Raw genomic sequence first — 24599 nt, forward strand, 5'->3', positions numbered from 1 at the left:
AAACGGATCGAAACAACAATTAGCGAGATCAAAGGCTTGTTTCTCAGAAAACTTCATGCAGTAACTTTCAAAGGATGGCTGTTGAAAATCACCTTGTTCGTGTTTGCTTTTACCCTTGACAAAATAATACCTAACTAACAACTTGAGTTAATTAAATGCAAACGTTATTTTCTTCGCCCAAAATCTAAAATTGCTTATACCTTTATTGCCATGTTAAAAATCAGCGGGCTTTTTGTTTATCCCATAAAATCGCTCGGCGGCATTGCGGTCAGTTCGGCACAAGTAACCAGCCGTGGCTTAAAACACGACCGCCGCTGGATGCTGGTGGATGAGCACAACCGGTTTTTATCGCAGCGCGAAGTCCCGCAAATGGCGCTGCTTTATGTAGAAATTACCAACAACGGTTTGCTGGTGATGCACCGGCAGCAGCCTGAAGAATTTATCAACATCCCGTTTTTGTTTGAAGCCAATGAAACCGCGCTGTGCACCATTTGGGACGATACCTGCCTGGCGGAATTTGTAGATACCGAAATTGACCAGTGGTTTACCGAAATACTACAGGTAAAATGCCGCTTAGTTTATATGCCCGAAGCAGCCCGGCGGCAGGTTGACCAGCGGTATGCGCGGGCCGATCATATTACTTCTTTTGCCGATGCTTTTCCGGTTTTGATTGTCGGGCAAGCTTCGCTGGACGAGCTGAACGGCCGGCTGAAAGAAGCGGTGCCGATGGACCGTTTTCGCCCAAACATCGTTTTTACCGGCGGCGAGGCTTTTTTGGAAGACCAGATGCAGCATTTCAGTATCAAAAACATCAATTTTTTTGGTGTGAAACCTTGTGCCCGTTGTCCGGTTATAACCATTGACCAGGAACACGCAACCACAGGAAAAGAGCCGTTGAAAACGCTGTCTGGCTATCGCAAAAAAAACAATAAAGTTTATTTCGGGCAAAATTTAATTTACGAAGGCCAGGGCATTATTAGTGTTGACGATGAAATACGGATCAAAGAATTACGCCCGGAAAAACTAATCTGACCCAAATTTTAGGCCGATAAAAGAAGCATGCAAAACGTTACCCATAAACAAATTACCTTGCGCACGGCATGCGCCGTCAGCGTTATTTTTTGTACCGCGCCAACCATCGAATTGATCAAAAACAACCAGTTGCCCAAAGGCAATTTGTTTGATGTTGCGCAGGCGGCCGGTTTTTTGGGCGCCAAACTCACGCCTCAACTGTTGCCGCATTGCCACCCGGTGGCCATTGACGGGATGAGTATCAAATTTGAATACCTCGACAAAGAAAAACATGCCGAATATGTAGATGAAAAAGCGTTTGACCGAACCGGGATTTTAATTTTAGGCGAAGCAAAATCTATTGGCCGCACAGGCATCGAAATGGAAATGCTGACGGCAGTTTCGGTAGCGGCTTTGGAAATTTACGACATGTTGAAACCGGTTGACAAGCAACTGGAAATCGGCCATATCAAACTGTTGGAAAAACGCGGCGGCAAAAGCGACCGGCAATTGCTGTACGAAGATGTTTCTGTTTGCGCCGTTTTGGTTTGTTCGGATTCTACCGCGGCCGGAACGCGGCAAGACCAAAGCGGAAAGATCATCCAAGAAATGCTGGAAAGTTTTAATGCCGAAGTAAAACATTTTGAGGTTTTGCCGGATGATAAACAGCAGATCCAGCAGCAAATTTTGGAATGGGTTCGGCAGGATGTCCCTTTCATTTTTACCACCGGCGGCACGGGTTTAGGTCCGCGCGATAATACCATAAAAGCTGTTGAAGAATTGCTGGAAAATAAAGCAGAAGGCATTGCCGAAGCGATGCGCGTTTTCGGCCAGCAACGCACGCCTTTGGCCATGATGAGCCGTGGCGTTGCCGGCACCATCGGCCATACCTTAATTGTTACGTTGCCGGGAAGTGCCAATGGCGCGCGCGAAAGTTTGCAAGCCATTTTGCCGGCTGTTTTTCATGCCCGGAAGATGATTTTGGGCGGCGGGCATTGATGGGAAAATTAATAAAAATCCTCAACCAAAATCAACCCAAACCTTTTTATGGCACCAGCAACTGCTCAAATGCCAGCTCATCGCCTTTAAAAGCATTAAAATCAACCAAATGGTTAATGCCGTTTACCCTGGCTTTGTCCGAATGCTGCCAAAACCACCAATTGGTTGCCGGATTGATTTTCAGTTTTTCTTTATAATAATGCGCGATCCAGTATGGGTAAGCGTCAAAATAGCCCATTAAATAATCCTGGTAAAAGCTCAGTCCCGAATAAATGATTGGTTTTGCCTTGGTTTTCTTCTCTAAAAAATCCAAAAAACGCTGCAACTCTTTGCGCATTTGGGCGGGAGGGATGCCGTCCAATTGCTCAATATCCACCACCATCGGCAGGTCGCCTTTTTCCAAATCCACGTTTTGCAAAAAGAAACGCGCTTGCCACATCCCGTTTTTCTCCGGCCTGAAAAAATGATACGCGCCGCAAATGATGCCCACTTTTGGTGCTTCGCGCCAATTGCGTTTAAAATACGGGTCAACGGTGAGCAAGCCTTCGGTGGCCTTAATAAAAGCAAAACTGATGTGCACGCTGTCTTCCTGCATCGCTTTTACCTGGTGCCAGTCAATTTTGCCTTGCGCGTAAGAAACATCAATGCCATGGATGCTGTATTTTCGGGGGATGCCAATATCAAAACTTTTGTAAACGCGGTAATTTGGGTTTCGGCCAATGTCTTTGATCCACTGCCAACTCGCCGTAAAAGTTTTGACAATGTAACCGTAATAAAAAGGCGAAAGCAGGACGAGCAAGGCGCCGGCAAGCAAGGTTTTCCAGGGAAACCAGGTTTCCTGTTGCTGCTTGCCTTTCTTTTTTAGCGGTGCTTTTTTACGAACGGCCGGTTTTTTCTTGGGCGCAGTTTTTGGTTTGGCAGGAAGCTTTTTGGCAGGTGTTTCCACAAAGGTTAAAAGTATAAATTTAAAAAGAAGCGGGTTTTGATGTTGAAAAAATCTTTTTTCGGCATGTTTGCAATGCTTCTTTTACCACATAAAAATACTTAATTGTTGTACGCACTTTTGTTTAATTTGATCCAAGCCCAATTTTGTGCTGATAAAAGAAGCATCACGATTCCGCATCAAATTTAAATTTCCGAAAACTCCCAGGCACTGTGGTAAGCGTTCAACTGCTCGGCATAAGCAATAAACCGTGTGTAAAAAGGCAGTTTAGAAAGCGTAGAACTATCGCCAATCACGACCAATTTTTTTCGGGCGCGCGTCATAGCCACGTTCATTCTTCTAATATCCGACAAAAAACCAATTTCGCCCTTTGCGTTGCTGCGTGTCATGCTGATGTAAACCACGTCGCGTTCTTGTCCCTGGAAACTATCCACCGTATTGATCGAAATATTTTTGGCGAAAGTTTGCAACAGTTCAAAACTGGCCAACTGCTCTTTCAAAACCCGAATCTGTTCTTTGTAAGGCGCAATAACGGCAATGGTCGGAAAGTTTTCTGCGGAGAAATGCCCTTTCAATTCCTGCACATAAGCCGACAAATGCTTCAGCAAAAAGTTCCCTTCTTCGGGGTTGGTTACGCTGGTGCCTTCCTGCTTTTCCTCGAAACCGCAACCGGCCGTATCAATAAAAGTTAAAGGCGCATCTTCCCGAAAAAGCAAACTTTTAGCAACTGTTAGATTTGCTTTCAATTTATCCTGATAAAACACTTGCGAAGGAAAGCCCATAATCGCTTCGTTCATCCGGTATTGCTCGTCCAGCAAAACCACGGCTTCGGGATGCAGGCGGATACATTTTTCAAAAAGCGTAACGCTTAAACCTTGCGCCGCCGCTTCCTGCGATTTGATGGTTGGTGGCAATTGCTGATGGTCTCCGGCAAAAACCACTTTTTTCGCTTTTAAAATCGGGATCCAGCAGGCCGGTTCCAAAGCTTGTCCGGCTTCATCAATAACAACGGTTTCAAACTTTAAATTGCGGATGGTGTAATGGTTGGCGCCAACCAAAGTCGCCGTGATCACCTGCGCTTTTCCGATCAGGTCATCGGTGATAAATTGCTCCATCGCGCCCGCTTCTTTCATGATTTTGTGCGCTTCGGTAAAAAGTGCTTTGCGTTGGTCGCGCTCGGCTTTGCCAAAACTGCGCTTGTATTTGTGCGCCATGTTTTTGTATTCGCCGGCCTGCTTTTTCAGTTTTTTGATCTCTTTGTAGTTTGGATGTTCGGTTGTTTTTCGGTCTAAAGTCAGCGACAACAATTTCTCCGAAACCCTTGCCGGATTGCCTGTCCGCAGCACATTTAAACCTAAATCAGCCAGTTTTTCGCTCAGTAAATCAACCGCCGTATTGCTTGGCGCAACCACCAAAATTGGTTTGCCGTTTTGTTGAATCAACGCTTTAATTGCCTGTACCAAAGTGGTTGTTTTTCCGGTTCCGGGAGGGCCGTGAACGATCGCCAATTCATCCGCAGCCAAAATTTTTCGGACGGCTTCCGTTTGAGAAAGGTTAAGCTGAGGGAAAGTTTCTGAAATTATGGTGCTAAAAGAAGCATGTAAATTTTCTCCCGTTAAAATCCGGATCAAATGGTTTTCTTCTGGCTTTTCGCTCAGTTTATCCGCCAGTTTTAAGGCCGATTGCATTTCGTCGTAACTGTTGTTGTCAAAAAGCAAATCAATGCCCAATTTTCCGTCGCGGCCCCAATCCGGCAGTTCATCCACAAATAAATTAAGTTTAAGGCGATTGCCGCTGACGAAAATAACCACGCCTTCCACACGGTCTTTTTTTGGATCGTGGTTGGAAAAAAGCGCCGCCGGAATGCCAAACCGAAACTGGTGCGCCAGATCCTGGTGCGTCGTCCGCTCCACTTCCACGTTCAAATAATCGCCGCGGCTTGGTTCTGTACCCCGGATGGCGACTGGATACCAGGCCAAACCGTTGGCACGCCGCTCGGCAACCGACGTGCTTTCCGTCAACTTCAAAAAAGTTTTCCAGTCTTCCTCTTTTTCAATGCGGAGCAGTTCGAGCTGGCGTTTAAAATAATCCATCTGGCAAAGGTAAAGCTCGTTTTAGGTTTTTAAAAAGCGGTTTTGCGGAAAGGGAAGTATTTATGCGATGCTTCTTTTACCGGCATAAAATTGGTTTGGCTAAAGCCCTACGCTTGCTAAAAAAACAGGCATAAAAACAGCATTGTTATTTTTGATGTAGATTGATAAAACAGTAACACTATATTTGAAGGGCTAATTACAGCCATTCACAACAATCTTTAAAAAACCATCGAAAACAGTTTTGCAAGATTTTGCTTTGCATGAAACCACTTGCCATGAAAAAAAATTACCTCCTGTTGCCACTTCTTTTAAGCCTGCCGTTTATCCTCAACGCACAAAGCAACCCGGCAAAAACCGGCAGCCGGGTTACCGTTTATGTTACGGCAAAAAATACCGATCTCCGGTTTTCGCCTACCGAAACTTTAACGCTTAGCCCAAAACCGCAGCCTCCCGAAAGCCAGGTTTCGGTTTTTGTTGACCCAACCAAAACATTTCAAACCATGATCGGGATTGGCGGCGCCCTAACCGATGCTTCCGCAGAAACCTTTTACAAATTGCCCGCGGCCAAGCAGCAGGAACTGATGACCGCTTATTACGACAAAGACAAAGGCATTGGTTATACTTTTGGCCGTACCAATATCCAAAGCTGCGATTTTTCGAGCGACACCTATAGTTATGTTGCCAATAACGATGCGGCTTTAAAAACTTTTAGCATCAGCCACGACAGAAAATACAGGATCCCGTTTATTAAAAGTGTGCAAAAAACAGCAGGAAACCAGTTCAACCTGTTTGTCAGTCCCTGGAGCCCGCCAGCCTGGATGAAAGACAATAACGATATGTTGAACGGCGGCAAATTAAAGCCGGAATTCATGCAAAACTGGGCCAATTTCTTCGCCAAATTCATCAAAACCTATGAAAAAGAAGGCATCCCGATTTGGGGCTACAGCGTGCAGAACGAGCCGATGGCGAAGCAAAAATGGGAATCGTGCCTGTACACGGCAACCGACGAACGCGATTTCGTAAAGAAATATTTAGGACCAACCATGCGCGCAGCAGGTTTGGGCAACAAAAAAATGATTGTTTGGGACCATAACCGCGATTTAATGTACCAGTACGCAAGCACCATTTTGGAAGATCCGGATGCTGCCCAATATGTTTGGGGCATTGGTTTTCACTGGTACGAAACCTGGACCGGCGCCGGGATGCAGTTTGAAAGCACACGCCAGGTAGCTGAAGCTTTCCCGACAAAAAATTTGGTTTTTACAGAAGGCTGTATCGAAAGTTTTGATTTTGCACGATTAAACGATTGGTCTTTGGGCGAAAGGTACGGCCTTTCTATGGTTCATGATTTTAACAGCGGCACCGTTGCCTGGACAGATTGGAACGTACTGCTTGATGAAAAAGGCGGCCCAAACCATGTGGGCAATTTTTGCTTTGCGCCCGTACATGCCGATACGCGCGACGGCAGTTTGCATTACACCAATTCGTATTATTACATCGGCCATTTCTCTAAATTTATCAAACCGGGTGCCAAGCGGATTGCAAGTGTGGCCAGCCGCGGTAATTTATTGACTACTGCTTACGTTGCCCCGGATGGCAAAATCTCGGTTGTGGTGATGAACCAGACCGACGAAAAAATCCCTTATACTTTATGGATGAAAGGCCAGGGCGCAGAAACGACCAGCCTTCCGCATTCCATCGCTACTTTGGTTATTGATTGATTTTAAATTTCATTGTTGATGAATTTCATTTCTAAAAAACGTCAATTTTTGTTTGGCTTGGCTTTGTTGCTGATTGCCGGTTTTGCTTCTCCGGTAGCTTTTGCTGCCGATGGTGATTATTATCAGCTTAAAATTTATCACCTTAAAACCAAAGCGCAGGAAGACCGGCTGGACCAATACCTGCAAAACGCCTATTTGCCGGCCTTGCATAAAATGGGCATAAAAACAGTAGGCGTGTTTAAACCGGTTGAACAGGACACGGCGGCCGATAAAAAGGTTTATGTTTTGGTTCCGTTTAGTTCCTTAAAAAAACTAACGACGATTGACCAGGCTTTAAATGCCGACCAGCAATACCTCGCCAACGGCAAAGATTATTTGGAAGCCAATTATAAAGATGCTGCTTTTACGCGAATGGAAACTGTTATCCTTCAAGCGTTTCCAAAAATGCTGCACCCTGCCGTTCCCAATTTATCTTCACCAAAAACAGAACGCGTTTACGAACTGCGCAGTTACGAAAGCCCGACGGAGAAATACAACCGCAACAAAGTGAAAATGTTTAACGATGGCAACGAGGTTGCGCTTTTTAAAAGGCTCAATTTTAATGCTGTTTTTTATGCCGAAGTTTTGGCCGGAAGCCACATGCCCAACCTGATGTACCTAACTGCTTTTAACAACAAACAAGACCGCGACAAACACTGGGAAACGTTTTCCAACGATACGGAATGGAAAGCATTATCGGCCCGGCCGGAATATCAAAACAATGTTTCGCGTAATGACATGGTTTTCCTTCACCCAACTGCTTATTCTGATTTTTGATTATCTATTTTCGCCCATTCCTAAATTTCAACTTTGATGAAAAATATTGCCTATGCTTCTTTTATCGCCCTAATTTTGTTAAGCGGAATTGCAAACGCACAAGCCGTTGGCAAATGGGTTTATTTGTTCAACGGAAAATCAACCGCGCAATTAAGGGGCTACAAAATGGACGGTTTTCCTACCGAAGCCTGGAAAGTTGAAGACGGCGCTTTGGTAACCAACCCGGAAGTGCCGAACGTGGATTTGGTATCAAAAAATACGTACACCAATTTTGATTTGACGTTTGAATGGAAGGTATCCAAAGCAGGCAACAGCGGCGTTTTTTACAATGTGGAAGAAACTTCGGCCCACGAATCGGGCAACGGGAACAGCCCGAATTGGCTGGACAATTTTGAGATGCAGTTGCTGGACGATATTGATTTTAACGACAAAGAGCCGAAACGTTCGGCTGGTTCTTTGTACGATTTGATTGCGCCTCAGCATAAAATTTTAAAGCCCGTTGGCGAGTATAACACCGGCCGGTTGTATGTAAACAAAGGCCACGTAGAGCAATGGCTGAACGGCGTGAAAGTGGTGGAATACGAAATCGGGTCGAAAAAACTGAACGATCTGATTGCGGCCAGTAAGTACAAAGACAACCCCAAATTTGCCAAAGCCACCAGCGGCCATTTGATGTTTCAGCACCACGGGCAGAGGATTTGGCTGAAAAATATCAGGGTAAAACGGTTGTCGTAAAATCAGTTGGCTGCTTCCTGTTTGTTTTATGCCGATACTGTTTTTATCGGCATAAAATCAATGTCCGTTTAGCTGCAAAAACTTTAAACATGGCTTCAACCAAACTTTCCATTTATAGCGCTTTGGCGGCAAATTTGCTTATTGCGGCCACAAAATTTATCGCCGGTGCCATCACCAACAGTGGCTCGATGATAACCGAAGGCATTCATTCGCTGGTTGATACCATTAACGAACTGCTGCTGCTGCTGGGGATGCACAAAAGCAAAAAACAGCCTGATTCGGCCCATCCGTTTGGCTATGGCAAAGAACTTTATTTCTGGTCTTTCATTGTTTCGATCCTTATTTTTGGTTTAGGCGGCGGCGTTTCCATTTACCAGGGCATTTTGCATATCGTTCACCCGGAGCAAATCGGCAACCCAACTGTCAATTATATTGTGTTAGGCTTATCCGCGTTGTTTGAGGGTTTTTCGTTTACCGTTGCCTTAAAACAATTTAACCGGTTACGGGGCGAACAAACGTTTTGGCAGGCCATTATCAAAAGTAAAGACCCAACCACTTTTTTGGTTTTGTTTGAAGATGGCGCCGACTTGGCCGGTTTGCTTATTGTGGCCATTTTTACTTACCTGAACGTCCGTTTTCATATGCCTTATTTAGATGGTGTCGCCTCGGTTTTGGTTGGTTTGCTGCTGATTGGCGTTTCCTCTATTTTGGCGCACGAAAGCCGGAGTTTGTTGATGGGCGAAGGCGTTACGCGTGAAACCAAAATAAAAATAAGCGAGCTGGTGAAAAAAGACCCGGCAGTTATCCGGGTGATGCACATTTTGTCAACCTATCAATCTCCGGAAGAGATAGTTTTGGTGCTGATCGTTGCCTTTGAAGAAAACTTAAACACAAAGGAAATAAATGAAGCGATAAACCGCATCCGCGATGCGGTAAAAAAAGATTTTACGCTGGTGCGCTTTGTAATGGTACAGCCGGAAACCATTGAAGGTGCTTCTTTTATCGGGTAAAAATTGGTGAAAAATTTATCACGCTTACTGGTTGCCTTTGCCGCCATGCTTCTTTTACCGGTATAAAATCATTGTCGCCGGGATTTTTATTTTTTTTCAACAAAAAGTAAAAGCACGAAGGGAAACGGGTTTAAGGTAAAATCTGATTAGTATTTGCACGATTTATCTCGTTCTGCGACGCGGTTTTTGCCTATCATTGTACACCAATACAAGCCCTAAATTTCAATATTTTTTATGAAAAAAATTTTATTCCTGTTCCTTTCGATGTGGTTTAATTATACTGTTTTTGCCCAGCAAAAAACGTTTGCCATTACCCAGTTTGGCGCCGTTGCCGATGCAAAAACCGTGAATACCGCGGCCATCCAAAAAGCGGTAGATGCTTGCAACGCGAACGGCGGCGGCATGGTTTATGTGCCTGCCGGTACGTTCATTACCGGTACATTTCACCTCAAAAGCAACGTGAACTTGTATTTAGAAAACGGTGCTGTTTTGAAAGGAAGCCCAAATTTAAAAGACTACGACAGCTACACGCCGCCGATTTACGGCCTGACGTATTACGGCATGCTTTATACCACCAATGCCAGCAATGTTTCCATCACCGGGCAGGGAACGATTGATGGCAACAACCAGGTTTTCCATGATTTTACACAAGCCAAAAAAATTGATGCCAATACTACGCGTTTCAGCAGGCAAAAAGACAATTACCGGAAAGTTTCAAGCGGCGTTGGCGACGGGCCGGTAGTGCCGAACAAAGACCGCCCGCACCAAATGGTGGTTTTTTCGGGTTGTACCAATGTGCAGGTGCGCAATGTTTCGCTGCTTAATTCTCCTTTTTGGACGATGCATTTTGCCGATTGCGACGCCGTTTTGGTTACCGGCATCCGTTTGTGGAGCGGTTTACTGATCCCGAATGCGGATGGCATTGACGTAACCAGCAGCAGCAACGTAACCATAACCGATTGCGATATCCGTGCCGGTGATGACGCGCTGGCCATCGTGGGTTACGACCATCACTTTGAAATCCCTGGTTTTACCGGTAAAAAGCACGTTTCTGAAAATATTATCATCGCCAATTGCAACCTGCAATCATATTCCAGTGCCATCCGTATCGGTTTTCTCGATCAAAACACGGTTAGAAATGTGCACGTCAGCAATGTCAACATCACCAATTCTACCCGCGGCATTGGTATTTTTGTGCGGGACGAAGGTTCGCTGGAAAACATCACTTTTTCCAACATGTACATCGAAACCAAGCTGCGTACCGGCGATTGGTGGGGCAACGGTGAGCCGATCCATATTTCGGCCATCCGGGGAAAAGAAAACGTAAAATTAGGCCAAATCAAAAATGTGAAGTTCAGCAACATCACCTGCAAAGGCGAAAACGGAATGTTGGTTTACGGAACGGACGAAAGCATCATTGATGATATTTCTTTTAACGGGATTAATTTTGAACTGACCGATAGTAAACTGAACGACGTTGCAGGCGGCAACATTGATTTGCGGGGCGTGATGGGCGAAAAGAACCAGATTTTTCAGCGCGATATTCCGGCTTTGCTGATTGACCATGCCAAAAATATCAGCATCAACGATTTTAAACTCACTTGGACCAACCCGCGTATGCCTTATTACACGCATGGGATCGAAGCTGAAAACTTTCAAAACCTGCGCATCACCAATTTTAGCGGAGGCGCTTCGCCGATCAACAAGCAGGCGGCACGGATTTATTTAGGGCAGGGACAGGGTTTTACAACGGATGATCCGAAAGGCGTGGTTAGGCAGAAGTAATAGTAATGCTTCTTTTATCAGTATAAAATAGATGTTGCAGTAATTTTAAATTGATGGTAAAGTTGTTTAAACTTTTGGCATTAATTATTTTATTTACATGTATTCATGTATTAATGAAGGACACACCCCTGACCCCTCTCGAGAGGGGAAATATGGCGCATACCTTTCTAAAGCCGGAAAGGTAGCAAACTATGCTTCCCCTCTCGAGAGGGGTCAGGGGTGTGTCCTTTATTTGTATGCCATAAAAGAAGCATTTATCAGGGAAATTAAGTTTAAACAAGTTCGGTTTGAAAAAAAAACTTTAAGCTATTTCATCGGTACAATTCGCCCTTTCATGGGTACAAATTTCAATTCTCAGGCTGATCGTTTTAGGTTTAAACATTTATCGCTACATTCATCAGTTCAAATCCGGCTTTGATTGTTGCAATGCTTCTTTTATCAACCTAAAATTGGTAATGGCAAACCTTAAAATTATACTGGTAAAAGAAGCATTCGGCTTGGGTTTTTAAAATTGGAATGAATAAAACCATCACATGAAAAATAATTTTACTTATCTGCTTTGTTTGGCTGTATTGAGTTTGTTGTCCGCTTCCTGCAAAAAAAGCTCAAATGTTACTCCTGCACCCATTGTGCCGCTAAAAACGCTGGGTTTGTACCAATATGGTTTGGGCAATAACCGCCGGGTTTTTATCCCGATAAGCAAAGTTGGAACGCAGGCGGTAACTTATTACGGCGTTTTTGATACTGGTTCTACCGGCCTTACGCTGGATGCCAACGGTATTCTGCCGGCTTCGATGGTTACCAGTTCGGGCATAGTTTTTAGCGGCGATTCGATCAACGTAAACGGCATTACCGTTACGTCCAAAACATCAACAATTAGCTACGGCGATAAAACCAACGGCACCAAAGAATACGGCAACCTGGCTTATGCGCCCATCACCATCGGCGACCAAAACGGAAACATCACCACTAAAAGAATACCGTTTTTTTTATATTACAAAATCATAAACGACCAAACCGGCGTGCAACTGGCGGCACACTCGGCCGATGTTTTTGGCGTTAGTACCGGCACAAGTTACCTCAATTCGGCCATCGGCAGCCCGCTGAGTTATTTTACGTTAGGTTCCGGCCTTGCCAGTGGTTTCCGGCTGGCCATGCTTAGGAGCGGCAGTTTTAGCAGTGCCGGTGCTTACGTTTCCGGTTTGCTTTCCATCGGTTTAACGCCAACAGATTTGGGCAGCACCACCGGTTTTATCATGCACCCGCTTACTTATTATACATTCAGTGGTTATTCGCCCAATATACCGGCAACCATTACGTATAATGGGCAAAGTGTTTCGGGCAATGTTTTGTTTGATACCGGCACGCCTTCTGTTTCCGTTATCGAAGACCCAAAAGCAACCGCAGGTTTGGGCAATTTGCCAGCAAGTTCGCAGGTAACCATTACCACAAACCACGGCTTTACCTACACTTATACTACAACCGGCACCATCAATTTAACAGCCATCCAAAACCCAAACATCAGCGGCGATTACCGGACGATTTTCAGCATTGATTTTTTTACGGCGAATGAATATTTGATGGATTATACAAACCACCGCATCGGGCTGAAAAACAATTAAGCAGGCTACTGGTTTGAGCAGCAAAGCAATGCTTCTTTTATCGGGTAAAAATTAAGGAATTGTTGGTTTACAAACCTCAATACTGTTTTTATGGCCCTAAAATCAGGCTAAATAAAAAGCAGACAACAGCACAAACAACACGCCAACGCAAACCGCAGCCCAGAAGTAATTGCTGGCTTTCAGGTTGCTGTCTAACTGTTGTTTTAACAAACTCATTGTGTTACAAATGTAGGTTTGCCATTAAACGAAATTGTTAAGAAAAGGTTAAAGTTTAAGTGCAGGAATGGCGTAAAAAACCAGGGTTTTAGTGCGAGGGCGTGATGCTTCTTTTACCGCATAAAAATTGGTGTAAATTTTAAATGAAACCGATTGTTTTAATTTGATATAAAAGCAAAATTTACGTTTACCTTCAACATAAAAAAAACACAGGTAAAAGAAGTATCTGCTGCTTACGGGAAAAACCCAAATGCTTAGACAGCAATCCAAAAAAATGCCTAAAACTTACCTCACGATCTTTTTTACCGTCCTCAACAAAATCGGAGGGACAAGGTCAACCACAATTTCCCGAAAAGTCAAGGGTTCTTTTTCGATGTCGTCTTTAACGCCGGCACGGTTTACAAAAAGCGTGGCGTGTGCTTTTGGGTTCAGTTCGCTTTTGGGGCGGCCGTTGGTGTAATAATACAAGGCAAGCGATTTCCGGCTGCGATCAGGCGGACAACTCAGCGTGTCCGGATGCCCGTGGAAAGAAAAATCAGTAGTCGAAAAAATGGCAACGCGGTTAAATACTGGCAGCACTTTTTTGTAGGCGCGCGTCATGTCTTTGTCCCACAACTCAAAATTGCCGCCGTAGCTTTCTTCCCAGTCTTTGTTCAAATAAACCAATAAATTAATCCTGCGGTCTAAAAAAGTCATTTCGTGCTTGTTAAAATCGGCATGTACTTTTAGCAAACCGCCGGGTTTTATTTCGTGGTAACCGCCGCCAACAAAATACGGGTCGGGCAATAAAGTTTCTTTGATGCCGGTTAGTTCCTGCAAAAACTGCAAAACAGGCTGCGAATTGAGGAAATGCGCAAGCAGGCGGCCGTTTTCGCTAAAATGCTTTTCACCTTTGGCTTCGAGTTTTTTTTCGTTGTGGTTGTCGTAGGTTTTTACTTCGGCAAGTTTAGAAAGGTCCGGGAACTCGTCCGCCACTTTGCTGAGCATTTCCTCGTTAAAAAAGTTGTCTATCACGATGCTCGGGAAAGGGGAAGCATTGATATATTCCTGGTGCTTGTCTTTGCCAAACTGCTTCAGATCTGTGATAGATTGGTTGATAAAATCCATAGCTGTAATTCTTGCCAAACAAAAATAGTGAAACTTAAAATTGATACTGTTTAAGGCAATGCTTCTTTTACCATACCAAATTTGGTGTGGTAAAAGAAGCATCGGGAACAAAACCAAAAAAGCGGATAACCAAAGATTACCCGCTTTTGGTGCCCACGGAGAGACTCGAACTCTCAAGAGATAATCCTCAACGGCTTCTGAGACCGCAACGTTTACCAATTTCGCCACATGGGCTTGCTGCTGCAAATATAGTTTTTTCGGGGAAAGTTTTTTAACAATCCTCAAAATCCGGGTTTTTTGTGTTTGGTTTGAAATTGATACTTTTAACCGGAACGATATCGGCCGCTTTTGTACCGTTTTTAATTTTAAAGCTTCTTTTTATGTCGAAAAAAACACTTTTGCTTTTTCTGTTGCTTATCGCTATAAAAAATTTATTACACGCACAATCTGTTTTGCCTTTGCCGGAAGGGCCAAATTGCAGTATTCGCGGCCTGTCTGTTGTAAATAACCGCGTTGCTTGGGCAAGCGGGAGCAAAGGACAAGTTGGGCTAACAAAGGACGGCGGCAAAACCTGGAAATGGCAGCAAATAAAAGGTTTCGGGCAAAGTGATTTCCGGGATGTGGAAGCTTTTTCGGACCGGGAAGCTGTTATTATGAGTTCCGGTACGCCGGCTTTGATTTTGAAAACAGACGATGGCGGCGCAAGTTGGCAAATAAAATTTCAAAATGATAAAACATATTTTTTAGATGCTTTGGCTTTTGTGGATGACAGGCACGGTTTTGCTCTGGGCGACCCGATTGAGGGAAAGTTTTTATTATTGGAAACCAAAGATGGCGGCGAAACCTGGAACCCGATGCCTGATCCGCCTACTGCTTTGCCTGGCGAAGCTGCTTTTGCGGCCAGCGGAACCTGCATCAGCACAAACGGCAAAACATTGACCATCGTAACAGGTGGCAAAGTGAGCCGGATGTTGACGCTGGATATTGGCAGTAAACAAAAAAACGCAGAATGGCAGGCTCTGCCGCTTCCTTTGCTGCATGGCAAGGATAGCCAGGGCGCTTTTTCATCTGCAAAAAACAAAAAACAACAGTTGGTTGTGGGCGGGGATTACCAGGACAAACAACGCACGGATTCGGTGATGTGCACTGTTTCCGGTTCTTCGGTGGCCAATGTTTCGGCCCGTCCGCCTGCCGGTTACCAATCCTGTGTGGCGTTTATTAACGGAGATGTTTTTATTTCGACAGGTACATCAGACAGCAATATCACCACCGACGGCGGCAAAACCTGGAGGCAGGTTGACAAAGCCAGCTACAACGTTTGCCAGAAAGCCAAACGCGGCCGTTTAGTTTTATTGGCCGGCGACCAGGGGAAAATAGCCGTTTATAAAAATTAGCGGCCTGGCCATAAAGTGTTTAATTTAACGTTCAAAAATATTTTGCTTTACACCTTGCAGGCAATAGCTAATACTGCTATATTTGCACCACTTTAAAAAACGGCAACGTTTTGAAAAAGGATGATTCCGTAGCTCAGCCGGTAGAGCATAACACTTTTAATGTTGGGGTCCTGGGTTCGAATCCCAGCGGGATCACCAAAAAACCTTCAAAACCTTCAAAACCTTAAAGTTTGAAGGTTTTTTCCTTTTTAGGAAAACTACAGCGTTTACACCTCTCCTTGTATTATTTCTGCCACGTTTGTAAGTTATGTTGTTCCTGCAAATCAAAAAAGTTCAATGATTTTTAGGTGGTAAAAGAAGCATCAGAAATATCTTGAACAAAGTTTTAAACAAACCCTAAATCAGTTTTAGTCAAAACATCTATTGTTAGGAATTAATGATGAATATGGTTAAAGTACCTAAAAAAATAAATCTTGTTTGTGCTTTTTTTGATCTTAATTTGAGACAACCTTGTTTGCCAAAAATCAAAGATGGAAAGAAGAACCTTAATTAAAAATTTAGGCGGTTTGCTGGTCGCTTCAAACCTTCCCGAAATCAACAAAAACCCGTTTGAAAAGCCTGTTTTACGATTGGCACATTTAACCGATGTGCATTTAAAGAATGAGTTTGACGCGCCGCGGCGTTATGAAAAATGCCTTTATCATGTCCAGCAGCAATCTCCCAAGGTTGATTTTATTTTAAATGGCGGAGATGTGGTTTTCGATATGAACAAAGAAAACCTGCAAACAATCAATGCACAATGGGCTTTAACCCATTCTGTTATGCGCTCTTCATGCAGCCTGCCGGTACATTATTGCCTGGGAAACCACGACATATGGTGGTATGAGGACGATAAAGGGCAAAGTATGTATGGTAAAAAATACGCCCTCGACCAATTAAAGCTTTCCAGCCTGTACTATAGTTTTATCAACAAGGGTTGGAAATTTTTAATCCTGGATAGTGTCCATCTCGATGTTGATGGTACCTGGTACATCGGTAAATTAGGCGAAGAGCAGTTTAGCTGGCTCGAAAACGAACTCAAAAACACGCCAAAAAACATGCCCGTTTTGGTGATGTCCCATATCCCTATTCTTACGGCTTTGCTGATGATCCAGGATGATGTGGTGAACCGCTGGGAAATGTTGGGGGGCGATATGCACACCGATACGGCAAAAATTATAAACCTTTTTTATCAATACCCTAATGTAAAACTTTGTTTGAGCGGGCATCTCCACATGCGCGACAAAGTGGTGTATAATAATGTTACCTACCTCTGTAACGGTGCCGTAAGCGGTGCCTGGTGGAAAGGCAACCGCAGGGAAACGGCCCCAGGTTACGGACTGATTGATTTGTATGCAGACGGCAGTTTTAAGGAGCAGTACATCAATTACTAAATGGCCATCAAATTGCCGGCTTTAACTTAATAGTATAAAGAGGGTTTTTTTGTAAGTGATGTTGCTCCTGCATCAGAAAATCAAAAAGCACAATGGTTTTTATGCCATAAAAGAAGCATCGCTATCCCTGATAAAATTTAAAAGATTATCAACCCAAAAAAAACATGAACCAGCCCAAACAGGATATCAAACCAATTATGACGGACCCATATTTTTTTAACCGCCTCAGCAAAAAGTACCAGCGTTTTCTGTCTTTTTTGATCAACCCAATCCATTTATTTAAACAATCCATTGTTGCCGATAATTGTGGGCCGGTTACTGTAAACACCAACACATTCAACATTTTTAAGCAGAAGGCCAGTATAAAAAAGGGGATGTGCATACTGTTTTTATCGGCCTTTTTTTGTGGTGCCGTAGCTCAAAACAAAGTTGCCTGGGAAATTGGCAAGGCCGACCATGGTTATGGCGATATGGCTTTGGCACCTTCCAACTACAAACATTTTTTGGACCATGATTTTGGCTGGGAAGACCGTTACTTTTTGATCGGCTTTTCTAACCCTAAAAAGGATTGGCCCTACGTGCTGCCCGGCCCAAAAGATAGCTGGGGCGGCACGGCCCAAAACTCCGGGATCAGGACGCAAGTGTTGAACATCCTGTTTGGCATAGCGCAAGTCCCGGCAAACGATAATGGTAATTTTACGGTCAACGTGCTGGCCTATCGCGACAGTTTGCCGCCGTTGGTAAAAGTCATCATCAACGGGAAACCCTTTCGGTTCCAATTGCCAAAAGGGGATGAAAACAATGCCATTGAAGGAAATTTGAGCCATGCCAAACCGTATAAAATAGAAATCCCGACAGCAGGTTTGCTGCATAAAGGCGGCAACGAAATACAGATAACTTCGCTGAAAGGCTCCTGGCTGGTATTCGATCAGCTTAGACTGGAAGCGCCGAAAGACCTCATCCTGATAAAACCTGGAAACGTATTTTTGCGGAATGTTAAAGCGGCCGGTTATGAGATTGAAAAAGACGGCCGGCATTATCAGCCCTTGCTGGTTGACGTGCAGCATTTGGCCGGGAAACCAAAACTTTCCGTTAAATTAGATGGAAAGCAAATTTTTTCTGAAACCCTTGATTCTGCCCGGTACGAGTTTGAAGTGCCAATGCCGGCAGTCTCCGCGGAAAAAAGCAGTGATTATGAAATCTTCAGCAATAATATTTTATTAGAAAAAGGAAAAGTGCAGCGCGGGCCCCATCCTGTTTTTTCTGCCGCCGATTATGTAGATACCAAATTAGGTTCTGCACATTCCAGGTGGATGATTGCGCCCGGCCCCTGGATGCCGTTTAGCATGGTGAAGATCAGTCCCGATAACCAGAATATGGAATGGATGGGCGGATACGACCCAAGCTACGAAAGCATCGGCACTTTTAGCCATATCCACGAATGGACAATGGCGGGTTTGGGGATGATGCCTACAAGCGGCCCATTAAAAACTACCGTAGGCAATGAACAGCGCCCGGAGGAAGGTTACCGCTCGCAGATTAACAAAGAAACGGAGGAAGCGCCGCTGGGCTACTACAAAGTGCTGCTTGCCGGCCACAACATCAAAGCAGAACTGACGGCAACTACCCGCTGCAGCTTTCAGCGTTATACTTATCCAAAAATGACGGACGCAAGGGTAATGATGGACTTAAAAATCCCTGCCGAATATGATTATGCCCTGAAAGAAGCCAGCATCAGCAAAGTAAGCGATCACCGGATCGAAGGGTCGAGCAAACAGTTTTCGGCAAACGTATGGGCTGGCGGCGTTGACCAGGAATATACCGTGCATTTTGTGATAGAGTTTGACCGGCCAATCAAAAAGTTCGGAACCTGGGTCAACCAGCAGGTAAGCGGCCATGATATTGTTAACGTTGCAAACCCTGCAAATGCAGGTGCCTATGCAGAATTTGACACCAACGAAAACCAAACAGTTCAGGTACGTACGGGCATATCATTGGTAAGCATAGCAGATGCCCGGGAAAATTTGGCAGCCGAGGTAACCAAGCCTTTTGACTGGAGTTTTGATAAAGTACGCAACGCACAAAAAGAGACCTGGAACAAATTGTTGGGCCGTTTGGAAATCAGCAGCAACGACAGGCGCGAAAAAATGCGCTTTTACAGCAACATGTTCAGGGCGTTGGCCAGCAGGAACACCTGGAGCGATGTAAACGGAAACTGGGTTGACGCTTCAAAAAAAGCCCAGCAGTTAAAAGACCCGAATTCCCCGGCATTGGGCTGCGATGCTTTTTGGAACACCTTTTGGAACTTGAACCAGTTTTGGAATTTGGCTGTGCCGGAATGGTCTTCCAGTTGGGTAAAATCACAATTGGCGATGTACGATGCCGACGGCTGGCTGGCCAAAGGCCCGGCCGGGATGAACTTTGTGCCGGTAATGGTTGCCGAGCACGAAATCCCATTGTTGGTTAGTGCCTATCAAATGGGCATCCGTGATTATGACGCGCAAAAACTTTTTGAAGCCGTACATAAAATGCAAACCACGCCCGCCCAAAAAGTAGGAAAGGCCGGTTTTGCGGGAAATGAAAATTTGCAGGTGTACTTAAAATATAAATATGTGCCTTATGATTTGGGCAGGTTTTCAAACACGCTTGAATATGCTTATGACGACTGGACGGTGGCCCAACTGGCCAAATCCCTGGGCAGGCAAAAAGAATATGACGAGTTTATTGACCGCTCGGCCTATTGGAAAAATGCGGTTGACAAAGAAACCGGCTATGCGCGGATGAGGAAGTCAGACGGGACCTGGTTTCCAAATTTTGACCCGTTCCGGTCTGGCGCAAACGAGCAGTATGTAGAAGGGAACGCCTGGCAACTGACCTATTTCGTTCCGCAGGACTTGCCCGGGCTGATCAAAACCATTGGCGAAAAGAAGTTTGTTGACCGCCTTTCCTGGGGTTTTGGACAAAGCTTTAAAAACAGGTTCAATGCGCCCGGAGACCAATATTGGAACAACCCGGTTGACCAGGGCAACCAGCAGTCCATGCACTTTGCCTACTTGTTTAACTGGGGAAAAGAACCCTGGCTTACCCAAAAATGGGGCCGGTCCGTCCTCGACCGGTATTACGGTTACGGCATAGCAAACGCTTATTTGGGCGATGAAGACCAGGGGCAGATGAGCGCGTGGTTCATCATGTCGGCTTTAGGGCTTTTCCAAACCGATGGCGGCGCGAATGCCAATCCGGTTTACGAGATCGGAAGCCCGATTTTTCCTGAGGTGGTCATCCATCTAAACCACCGGTACAGCCGTGGCGACAAATTTACGATCAAGGCCAACCATGTTTCCCGCGACAATAAATATGTACAGCGTGCCACCTTGAACGGAAAAGCATTGCAGTCTTTTTGGTTCCCTGCAAAAGAACTGCTTAAAGGAGGGGAATTGACTTTGGAAATGGGCCCTCGGCCTAACAAAAACTGGGGCGTAAAATAATGCCTGGTTAGATTGACAATGCTTCTTTTATGCCTATAAATTTGGTGGGCTGGGAAGCATCAGCAAAATAATTTGAGGCGCGGATTACAAAGCAGGAAACTGTTATCCACAATTTCCTGCTTTGATAAAAAACGATGCTGTTTTTACCTGCTTAAATTGTTGGCGAGCCACCCGTTACCTGGATGGTAGAGCCCGTCATATAGCTTGAATCTTCGCACGCTAAAAAAACATAAGCCGCTGCAAGTTCGGCAGGTTGGCCTGCACGTTTCAACGGAACATCTTGCCCGAATGATTTTACTTCTTCTTTGCTCATGGTTGACGGAATCAGCGGCGTCCAGATCGGCCCCGGTGCCACGCAGTTTACACGGATGCCTTTTTCGGCCCAAAGCTGCCCCATATTTGCTGTAAAGTTTTGGATGGCGCCTTTGGTGGCTGCATAAGCAATCAGCGTAGGTTTTGGTTTGTACGCATTTACCGAAGTGGTATTGATGACGGTGCTACCTGGTTTTAGATGCTGCTCGGCATGTTTGCACAAGTAAAACATCGGGTAAATGTTGGTTTTAAACGTGCGGTCCCATTCTTCGCTGCTCACTTCCTGCAAAGATTGCCGTGCCATTTGGAAAGCTGCATTGTTCACCAAAATATCAATTCCGCCCAGTTCGCTTACGGCTTTTTCTATAATTTGCTGGCAATGTGCTTCTTCGCGCAAATCTCCGGGCATTAAAACCGCTTTTCGCCCGGCTGCTTCCACCAATCTGGCAGTTTCCTGCGCGTCTTCGTCTTCGTTCAAATACACAATCAACACATCGGCACCTTCGCGGGCAAAAGCAATGGCAACGGCACGGCCGATGCCCGAATCGCCGCCTGTAATAATCGCTTTCCGGCCTTGCAGTTTGCCCGATCCTTTGTACGACGTTTCGCCGTGGTCTGCCTTGGGCTGCAATTCGGCTTCCGTTCCCGGCGCTTCCTGCTGCTGCTCGGGGAAAGGCTGGTTCTCGTATTTTTTGGTTGGGTCTTGATTGGTTTGTTCCATGATGTTTTTGTTTTACTTATCCTGAAACAACTTTCGTAATAATTAAAATGTTTTGTGTTTGTGCTTTATCTTTTGTTTTTGCTGAAAACCCCGATGCTTCTTTTACCGGCATAAAATCAGTGAAGCGAAACAGCTTCGGCCAAAACCTGTTAAGCTTAAAAAAAAATCAAAAAAATTATGGATAGCATAAACGCAAACCAGGAAGAAGAAAATGTTAAAAGCCTGGCCGGTACAGAGGCTTTAAAAAAACTGAAAGAAATTGCAGAAGGCACGCAAACCTGTTTTTTTTGTACGCAGATTAAAACCGGCTCGCCGCTGGCCATCCGCCCGATGCAGGTGCAAAAAGTGGACGATGAAGGCAATTTATGGTTTTTAAGCAGTAAAGACAGCCACAAAAACGACGAGATCAAACAAGACGACCACGTGCATTTGCTGTTTCAGGAAAGCCACCGTTCCGGATTTTTAAATGTTTATGGCGATGCCTACATCAGCGAAGACAAAGCAAAAATTGAAGAATTGTGGGACCCGATTTTGAAAGCCTGGTTTACCGAAGGCAAGGACGACCCGAGGATCAGCGTAGTAAAAGTTGTGCCGACAGAAGCTTATTACTGGGACAACAAACATGGCGACGCGATTGCATTTTTAAAGCAAACTGCATCGGCCGTTGTGGGCAAAACTTTCGACGATTCTGTGGAAGGCAAACTCGAAATTTAAGGCCATAAAAACAGTATGGATAGTAGGTTTTAATAGGCCAAATATTTTTTCTGTACGTATAAAGCTGAGTTTAACTTATTTAAACTTAGCTTTATACTGTTTTTATGCACTTAATTTCTATCATCACTGTTAATTATAATCAGCCCGAAGTTACCGAAGCTTTGCTGCAATCGGTGATCAGCAAAAACGATTATCCGGAAATCCAGATGATTGTGGTGGACAATGGCAGCCAAAAAAACCCAATCGAGGCTTGGAAAAAGAAATATCCCTGGGCACATTTTGTCCGGTCGGAAAATAACCTGGGTTTTGCCGGCGGCAACAATTTGGGCATTCGCGAGGCTTACGGCGATTATCTTTTCCTCATCAACAACGATACCGAAATTACGCCCGGCTTGATTGGCCGCCTGGCTGATCAGATGGAGAAAAACCCGCAGATCGGTATCATTTCCCCAAAAATAAAATATTTTGACGATCAGGACACCTTGCAGTACGCCGGGTTTACAGCGATGAACTATTACAATGCGCGCAACCAGTGCATCGGGCAGTTTGAAAAAGACAACGGCCAGTACGACCACCTGACCGGCCAAACCGGTTTTGCGCACGGTGCGGCCATGATGGTGCGGAAATGCGCGCTCAAAAAAGCCGGTTTAATGCCCGAACAGTTTTTTTTGTATTACGAAGAACTGGATTGGTGCGACCGTTTTAAACGCGCCGGTTACGAAATTTGGGTAGATATGCAGGCCGTGATTTATCATAAAGAATCAATTTCGGTAGGTAAAAACAGTATGCTCAAAACCTATTTCATGAACCGCAACCGCGTGTTGTACATTCGCCGAAACGCACCGTTTTTTAAGCGGAAAGTGTTTTACCTCCACTTTTTATTGTTGGTGGTGCCGCGCAATATTTTTTCCTATATGCTTGGGAAAAATTCGGCGCATATTGGCATGATGTTCCGCTCTGTCTGGTGGAATTTTACCAACCGCAGCAACAGTCATTACATCGGTTACCCAACAGAAATCAAGTGATCGCGTTTTTCTGGATCAGCCTTTTTCTCATCTTTTACGCCTTTGCCGGTTACGGTTTGGTTTTGTTTGTTTTGGTGAGGCTGCGTCGAATTATTAGGGGTAAAAGAAGCATTCCTTTGGTTGAAGAAAATGAATTGCCAACTTGCACTTTAATTGTGGCCGCTTACAATGAAGAAGCTTATATCGAAGCGAAAATCAAAAACACGCTTGCTTTAGATTACCCGAAAGATAAAATCCAATTTTTGTTTATTACGGATGGTTCTACGGATAAAACACCGGAAATTATCCGTCAATTTCCTGAAATTATACTGATGCATTCGGCAGCAAGGCTTGGCAAAATTGCAGCCGTGCAACGCGCCGTAGCAGCCGTAACAACCGAAGCTATGGTTTTTACCGATGCCAATACTTTTTTAAATCAAGAAGCTTTAGTTAATCTTTGCCGCCATTATTCCGATCCGAAAGTTGGTGCCGTGGCCGGAGAAAAACGCGTCCATATTGAGGCCAGATCTGATGCAACAGCAGGAGAGGGCTTTTACTGGAAATACGAATCCAAGTTAAAGGTTTGGGATTCGGAACTGAACTCGGTTGTTGGTGCTGCCGGGGAATTATTCAGTGTAAAAACAGCATTGTACGAATCGGTTCATCCCAACAGCATCATTGATGATTTTATGATTTCGATGCTCATCGCCAAAAAAGGTTTCCGCATTGTTTACGAACCGGAAGCTTACGCCACCGAAACTTCTTCTGCCAACATCCAAGAAGAATTAAAACGGAAAATCAGGATTGCGGCCGGTGGCTTGCAATCTATTATCTGGCTTAAAGGTTTGCTGTTGCCGTTTCGGCAGCCGCTGCTATCGTTCCAATACATTAGCCATCGCGTTTTACGTTGGACAGTTGTGCCGTTTTTGATGATCGCAGTTTTTATCCTCAATATTTTGATAGTTTTGCAAACCCATCAGATCATTTACCAGCTTCTTTTATCGGCACAAACTTTATTTTATGCAGCCGCTTTATTAGGCTGGCTTTTAGAAAAACAGCAAATCAAAATCAAAGCTTTGTTTATCCCGTATTATTTTGGCGTGATGAATTATGCGGTGATTGCTGGGATTTTTCGGTATTTGTTTGGCGTGCAAAGCGCGGCTTGGGAAAAGGCTAAAAGGAAGTAGGGGTGGTTAGGTTTCTTAAACTTTTAAGTGCCTGTTTAAATTTCATTTAATGGTGTTTTGGCTAAAGCCAAATCCCAATTTAAACTTACCACGGCCTGAAGGCCGTGGCAATTAAACCACCTTGTTCTACAAATCCTTTTAAACCTGCTGATAACAAAACCCTACAACATCATGCTTTATTCATTGCCACGGCCTTTAGGCCGTGGATAAAGCGGAACAACGTTGGCTTCAGCCAAAACTACAAGTTACCTAAATTCTATGGCATAAAAGAAGCATGAAAAACAGGCAGAA

18 protein-coding genes, 2 tRNA genes and 1 pseudogene are annotated in these 24599 nt (G+C 44.6%); 16 read left to right on the forward strand and 5 right to left on the reverse strand.

Features of this window, described 5'->3' with window-relative positions; genetic code table 11:
* The 3 genes and pseudogenes from V5804_RS06410 to moaCB all read left to right on the forward strand — a co-directional run.
* Window positions 1-138 (forward strand): annotated as a pseudogene (locus V5804_RS06410) (IS982 family transposase); the annotation flags it as partial.
* Window positions 139-210: 72 nt separating this feature from the next.
* Entirely contained in the window at window positions 211-1032 is an 822-nt protein-coding gene (locus V5804_RS06415; protein WP_369590552.1) for an MOSC domain-containing protein, read from the forward strand.
* Window positions 1033-1059: 27 nt separating this feature from the next.
* Window positions 1060-2010, forward strand: a complete 951-nt coding sequence (gene moaCB, locus V5804_RS06420) for a bifunctional molybdenum cofactor biosynthesis protein MoaC/MoaB (RefSeq protein ID WP_369590553.1) — start codon at window positions 1060-1062, stop codon at window positions 2008-2010.
* Between the two features lie 46 nt (window positions 2011-2056).
* Here moaCB and V5804_RS06425 read toward each other — a convergent pair whose 3' ends face one another.
* Entirely contained in the window at window positions 2057-2956 is a 900-nt protein-coding gene (locus V5804_RS06425; RefSeq protein ID WP_369590554.1) for a glycoside hydrolase family 25 protein, read from the reverse strand.
* A 182-nt stretch (window positions 2957-3138) separates the two neighbouring features.
* On the reverse strand, window positions 3139-5046 hold the full coding sequence (locus V5804_RS06430; RefSeq protein WP_369590555.1) for an AAA domain-containing protein: 1908 nt from the start codon (window positions 5044-5046) through the stop codon (window positions 3139-3141).
* A gap of 275 nt (window positions 5047-5321) precedes the next feature.
* Between V5804_RS06430 and V5804_RS06435 the strand changes: the two genes are divergently transcribed.
* The 6 genes from V5804_RS06435 to V5804_RS06460 all read left to right on the forward strand — a co-directional run bounded on the left by V5804_RS06435 (window position 5322) and on the right by V5804_RS06460 (window position 12735).
* A complete protein-coding gene (locus V5804_RS06435) occupies window positions 5322-6767 on the forward strand; it encodes a glycoside hydrolase family 30 beta sandwich domain-containing protein (protein WP_369590556.1) in 1446 nt (481 codons plus the stop codon).
* 18 nt (window positions 6768-6785) lie between these two features.
* On the forward strand, window positions 6786-7583 hold the full coding sequence (locus tag V5804_RS06440) for an NIPSNAP family protein (RefSeq protein ID WP_369590557.1): 798 nt from the start codon (window positions 6786-6788) through the stop codon (window positions 7581-7583).
* 36 nt (window positions 7584-7619) lie between these two features.
* Window positions 7620-8318 (forward strand): DUF1080 domain-containing protein, encoded by a 699-nt coding sequence (locus V5804_RS06445; protein ID WP_369590558.1) that lies wholly within the window; start codon window positions 7620-7622, stop codon window positions 8316-8318.
* 89 nt (window positions 8319-8407) lie between these two features.
* On the forward strand, window positions 8408-9328 hold the full coding sequence (locus tag V5804_RS06450) for a cation diffusion facilitator family transporter (RefSeq protein ID WP_369590559.1): 921 nt from the start codon (window positions 8408-8410) through the stop codon (window positions 9326-9328).
* Window positions 9329-9562: 234 nt separating this feature from the next.
* Window positions 9563-11113: a glycoside hydrolase family 28 protein gene (locus tag V5804_RS06455; protein ID WP_369590560.1), complete on the forward strand. Its 1551-nt coding sequence runs from the start codon at window positions 9563-9565 to the stop codon at window positions 11111-11113.
* A gap of 533 nt (window positions 11114-11646) precedes the next feature.
* A complete protein-coding gene (locus tag V5804_RS06460) occupies window positions 11647-12735 on the forward strand; it encodes a hypothetical protein (RefSeq protein ID WP_369590561.1) in 1089 nt (362 codons plus the stop codon).
* 501 nt (window positions 12736-13236) lie between these two features.
* Here V5804_RS06460 and V5804_RS06465 read toward each other — a convergent pair.
* Window positions 13237-14058, reverse strand: coding sequence for a 2OG-Fe(II) oxygenase (locus V5804_RS06465; protein WP_369590562.1), 822 nt, complete (start codon window positions 14056-14058; stop codon window positions 13237-13239).
* A gap of 147 nt (window positions 14059-14205) precedes the next feature.
* Window positions 14206-14292: transfer RNA gene (locus V5804_RS06470), tRNA-Leu, on the reverse strand.
* Between the two features lie 146 nt (window positions 14293-14438).
* Here V5804_RS06470 and V5804_RS06475 point away from each other — a divergent pair.
* The 4 genes from V5804_RS06475 to V5804_RS06490 all read left to right on the forward strand — a co-directional run bounded on the left by V5804_RS06475 (window position 14439) and on the right by V5804_RS06490 (window position 20370).
* On the forward strand, window positions 14439-15452 hold the full coding sequence (locus V5804_RS06475; RefSeq protein WP_369590563.1) for a WD40/YVTN/BNR-like repeat-containing protein: 1014 nt from the start codon (window positions 14439-14441) through the stop codon (window positions 15450-15452).
* A 122-nt stretch (window positions 15453-15574) separates the two neighbouring features.
* Window positions 15575-15650, forward strand: a tRNA-Lys gene (locus V5804_RS06480).
* Window positions 15651-15982: 332 nt separating this feature from the next.
* Entirely contained in the window at window positions 15983-16885 is a 903-nt protein-coding gene (locus V5804_RS06485; RefSeq protein WP_369590564.1) for a metallophosphoesterase, read from the forward strand.
* A gap of 164 nt (window positions 16886-17049) precedes the next feature.
* A complete protein-coding gene (locus V5804_RS06490; protein ID WP_369590565.1) occupies window positions 17050-20370 on the forward strand; it encodes a GH92 family glycosyl hydrolase in 3321 nt (1106 codons plus the stop codon).
* A gap of 151 nt (window positions 20371-20521) precedes the next feature.
* Here V5804_RS06490 and V5804_RS06495 read toward each other — a convergent pair whose 3' ends face one another.
* A complete protein-coding gene (locus V5804_RS06495; protein ID WP_369590566.1) occupies window positions 20522-21403 on the reverse strand; it encodes an SDR family oxidoreductase in 882 nt (293 codons plus the stop codon).
* Window positions 21404-21580: 177 nt separating this feature from the next.
* On the opposite strand from V5804_RS06495, the gene V5804_RS06500 reads away from it, so the two are divergent.
* The 3 genes from V5804_RS06500 (at window position 21581) to V5804_RS06510 (ending at window position 24308) form a co-directional block, all read left to right on the forward strand.
* Entirely contained in the window at window positions 21581-22117 is a 537-nt protein-coding gene (locus V5804_RS06500; protein ID WP_369590567.1) for a pyridoxamine 5'-phosphate oxidase family protein, read from the forward strand.
* 104 nt (window positions 22118-22221) lie between these two features.
* The gene (locus tag V5804_RS06505; protein ID WP_369590568.1) at window positions 22222-23142 is read left to right on the forward strand and encodes a glycosyltransferase family 2 protein; all 921 of its coding nucleotides are present in this window, start codon (window positions 22222-22224) and stop codon (window positions 23140-23142) included.
* Window positions 23139-24308, forward strand: a complete 1170-nt coding sequence (locus V5804_RS06510) for a glycosyltransferase family 2 protein (RefSeq protein ID WP_369590569.1) — start codon at window positions 23139-23141, stop codon at window positions 24306-24308. The genes V5804_RS06505 and V5804_RS06510 overlap by 4 nt, the downstream gene beginning before the upstream one ends.
* Window positions 24309-24599 lie beyond the last annotated feature (291 nt).

Source organism: Mucilaginibacter sp. (assembly GCF_041088075.1).
Lineage (GTDB): Bacteria > Bacteroidota > Bacteroidia > Sphingobacteriales > Sphingobacteriaceae > Mucilaginibacter_A.

What these genes read in the sequence shown, in the direction of transcription:
- V5804_RS06415 (WP_369590552.1), top strand. Translation starts at nt 211, where the DNA reads ATGTTAAAAATCAGCGGGCTTTTTGTTTATCCCATAAAATCGCTCGGC.
- moaCB (WP_369590553.1), top strand. Translation starts at nt 1,060, where the DNA reads ATGCAAAACGTTACCCATAAACAAATTACCTTGCGCACGGCATGCGCC.
- V5804_RS06430 (WP_369590555.1), bottom strand. Translation starts at nt 5,046, where the DNA reads ATGGATTATTTTAAACGCCAGCTCGAACTGCTCCGCATTGAAAAAGAG.
- V5804_RS06435 (WP_369590556.1), top strand. Translation starts at nt 5,322, where the DNA reads ATGAAAAAAAATTACCTCCTGTTGCCACTTCTTTTAAGCCTGCCGTTT.
- V5804_RS06440 (WP_369590557.1), top strand. Translation starts at nt 6,786, where the DNA reads ATGAATTTCATTTCTAAAAAACGTCAATTTTTGTTTGGCTTGGCTTTG.
- V5804_RS06445 (WP_369590558.1), top strand. Translation starts at nt 7,620, where the DNA reads ATGAAAAATATTGCCTATGCTTCTTTTATCGCCCTAATTTTGTTAAGC.
- V5804_RS06450 (WP_369590559.1), top strand. Translation starts at nt 8,408, where the DNA reads ATGGCTTCAACCAAACTTTCCATTTATAGCGCTTTGGCGGCAAATTTG.
- V5804_RS06455 (WP_369590560.1), top strand. Translation starts at nt 9,563, where the DNA reads ATGAAAAAAATTTTATTCCTGTTCCTTTCGATGTGGTTTAATTATACT.
- V5804_RS06460 (WP_369590561.1), top strand. Translation starts at nt 11,647, where the DNA reads ATGAAAAATAATTTTACTTATCTGCTTTGTTTGGCTGTATTGAGTTTG.
- V5804_RS06465 (WP_369590562.1), bottom strand. Translation starts at nt 14,058, where the DNA reads ATGGATTTTATCAACCAATCTATCACAGATCTGAAGCAGTTTGGCAAA.
- V5804_RS06475 (WP_369590563.1), top strand. Translation starts at nt 14,439, where the DNA reads ATGTCGAAAAAAACACTTTTGCTTTTTCTGTTGCTTATCGCTATAAAA.
- V5804_RS06485 (WP_369590564.1), top strand. Translation starts at nt 15,983, where the DNA reads ATGGAAAGAAGAACCTTAATTAAAAATTTAGGCGGTTTGCTGGTCGCT.
- V5804_RS06490 (WP_369590565.1), top strand. Translation starts at nt 17,050, where the DNA reads ATGAACCAGCCCAAACAGGATATCAAACCAATTATGACGGACCCATAT.
- V5804_RS06495 (WP_369590566.1), bottom strand. Translation starts at nt 21,403, where the DNA reads ATGGAACAAACCAATCAAGACCCAACCAAAAAATACGAGAACCAGCCT.
- V5804_RS06500 (WP_369590567.1), top strand. Translation starts at nt 21,581, where the DNA reads ATGGATAGCATAAACGCAAACCAGGAAGAAGAAAATGTTAAAAGCCTG.
- V5804_RS06505 (WP_369590568.1), top strand. Translation starts at nt 22,222, where the DNA reads ATGCACTTAATTTCTATCATCACTGTTAATTATAATCAGCCCGAAGTT.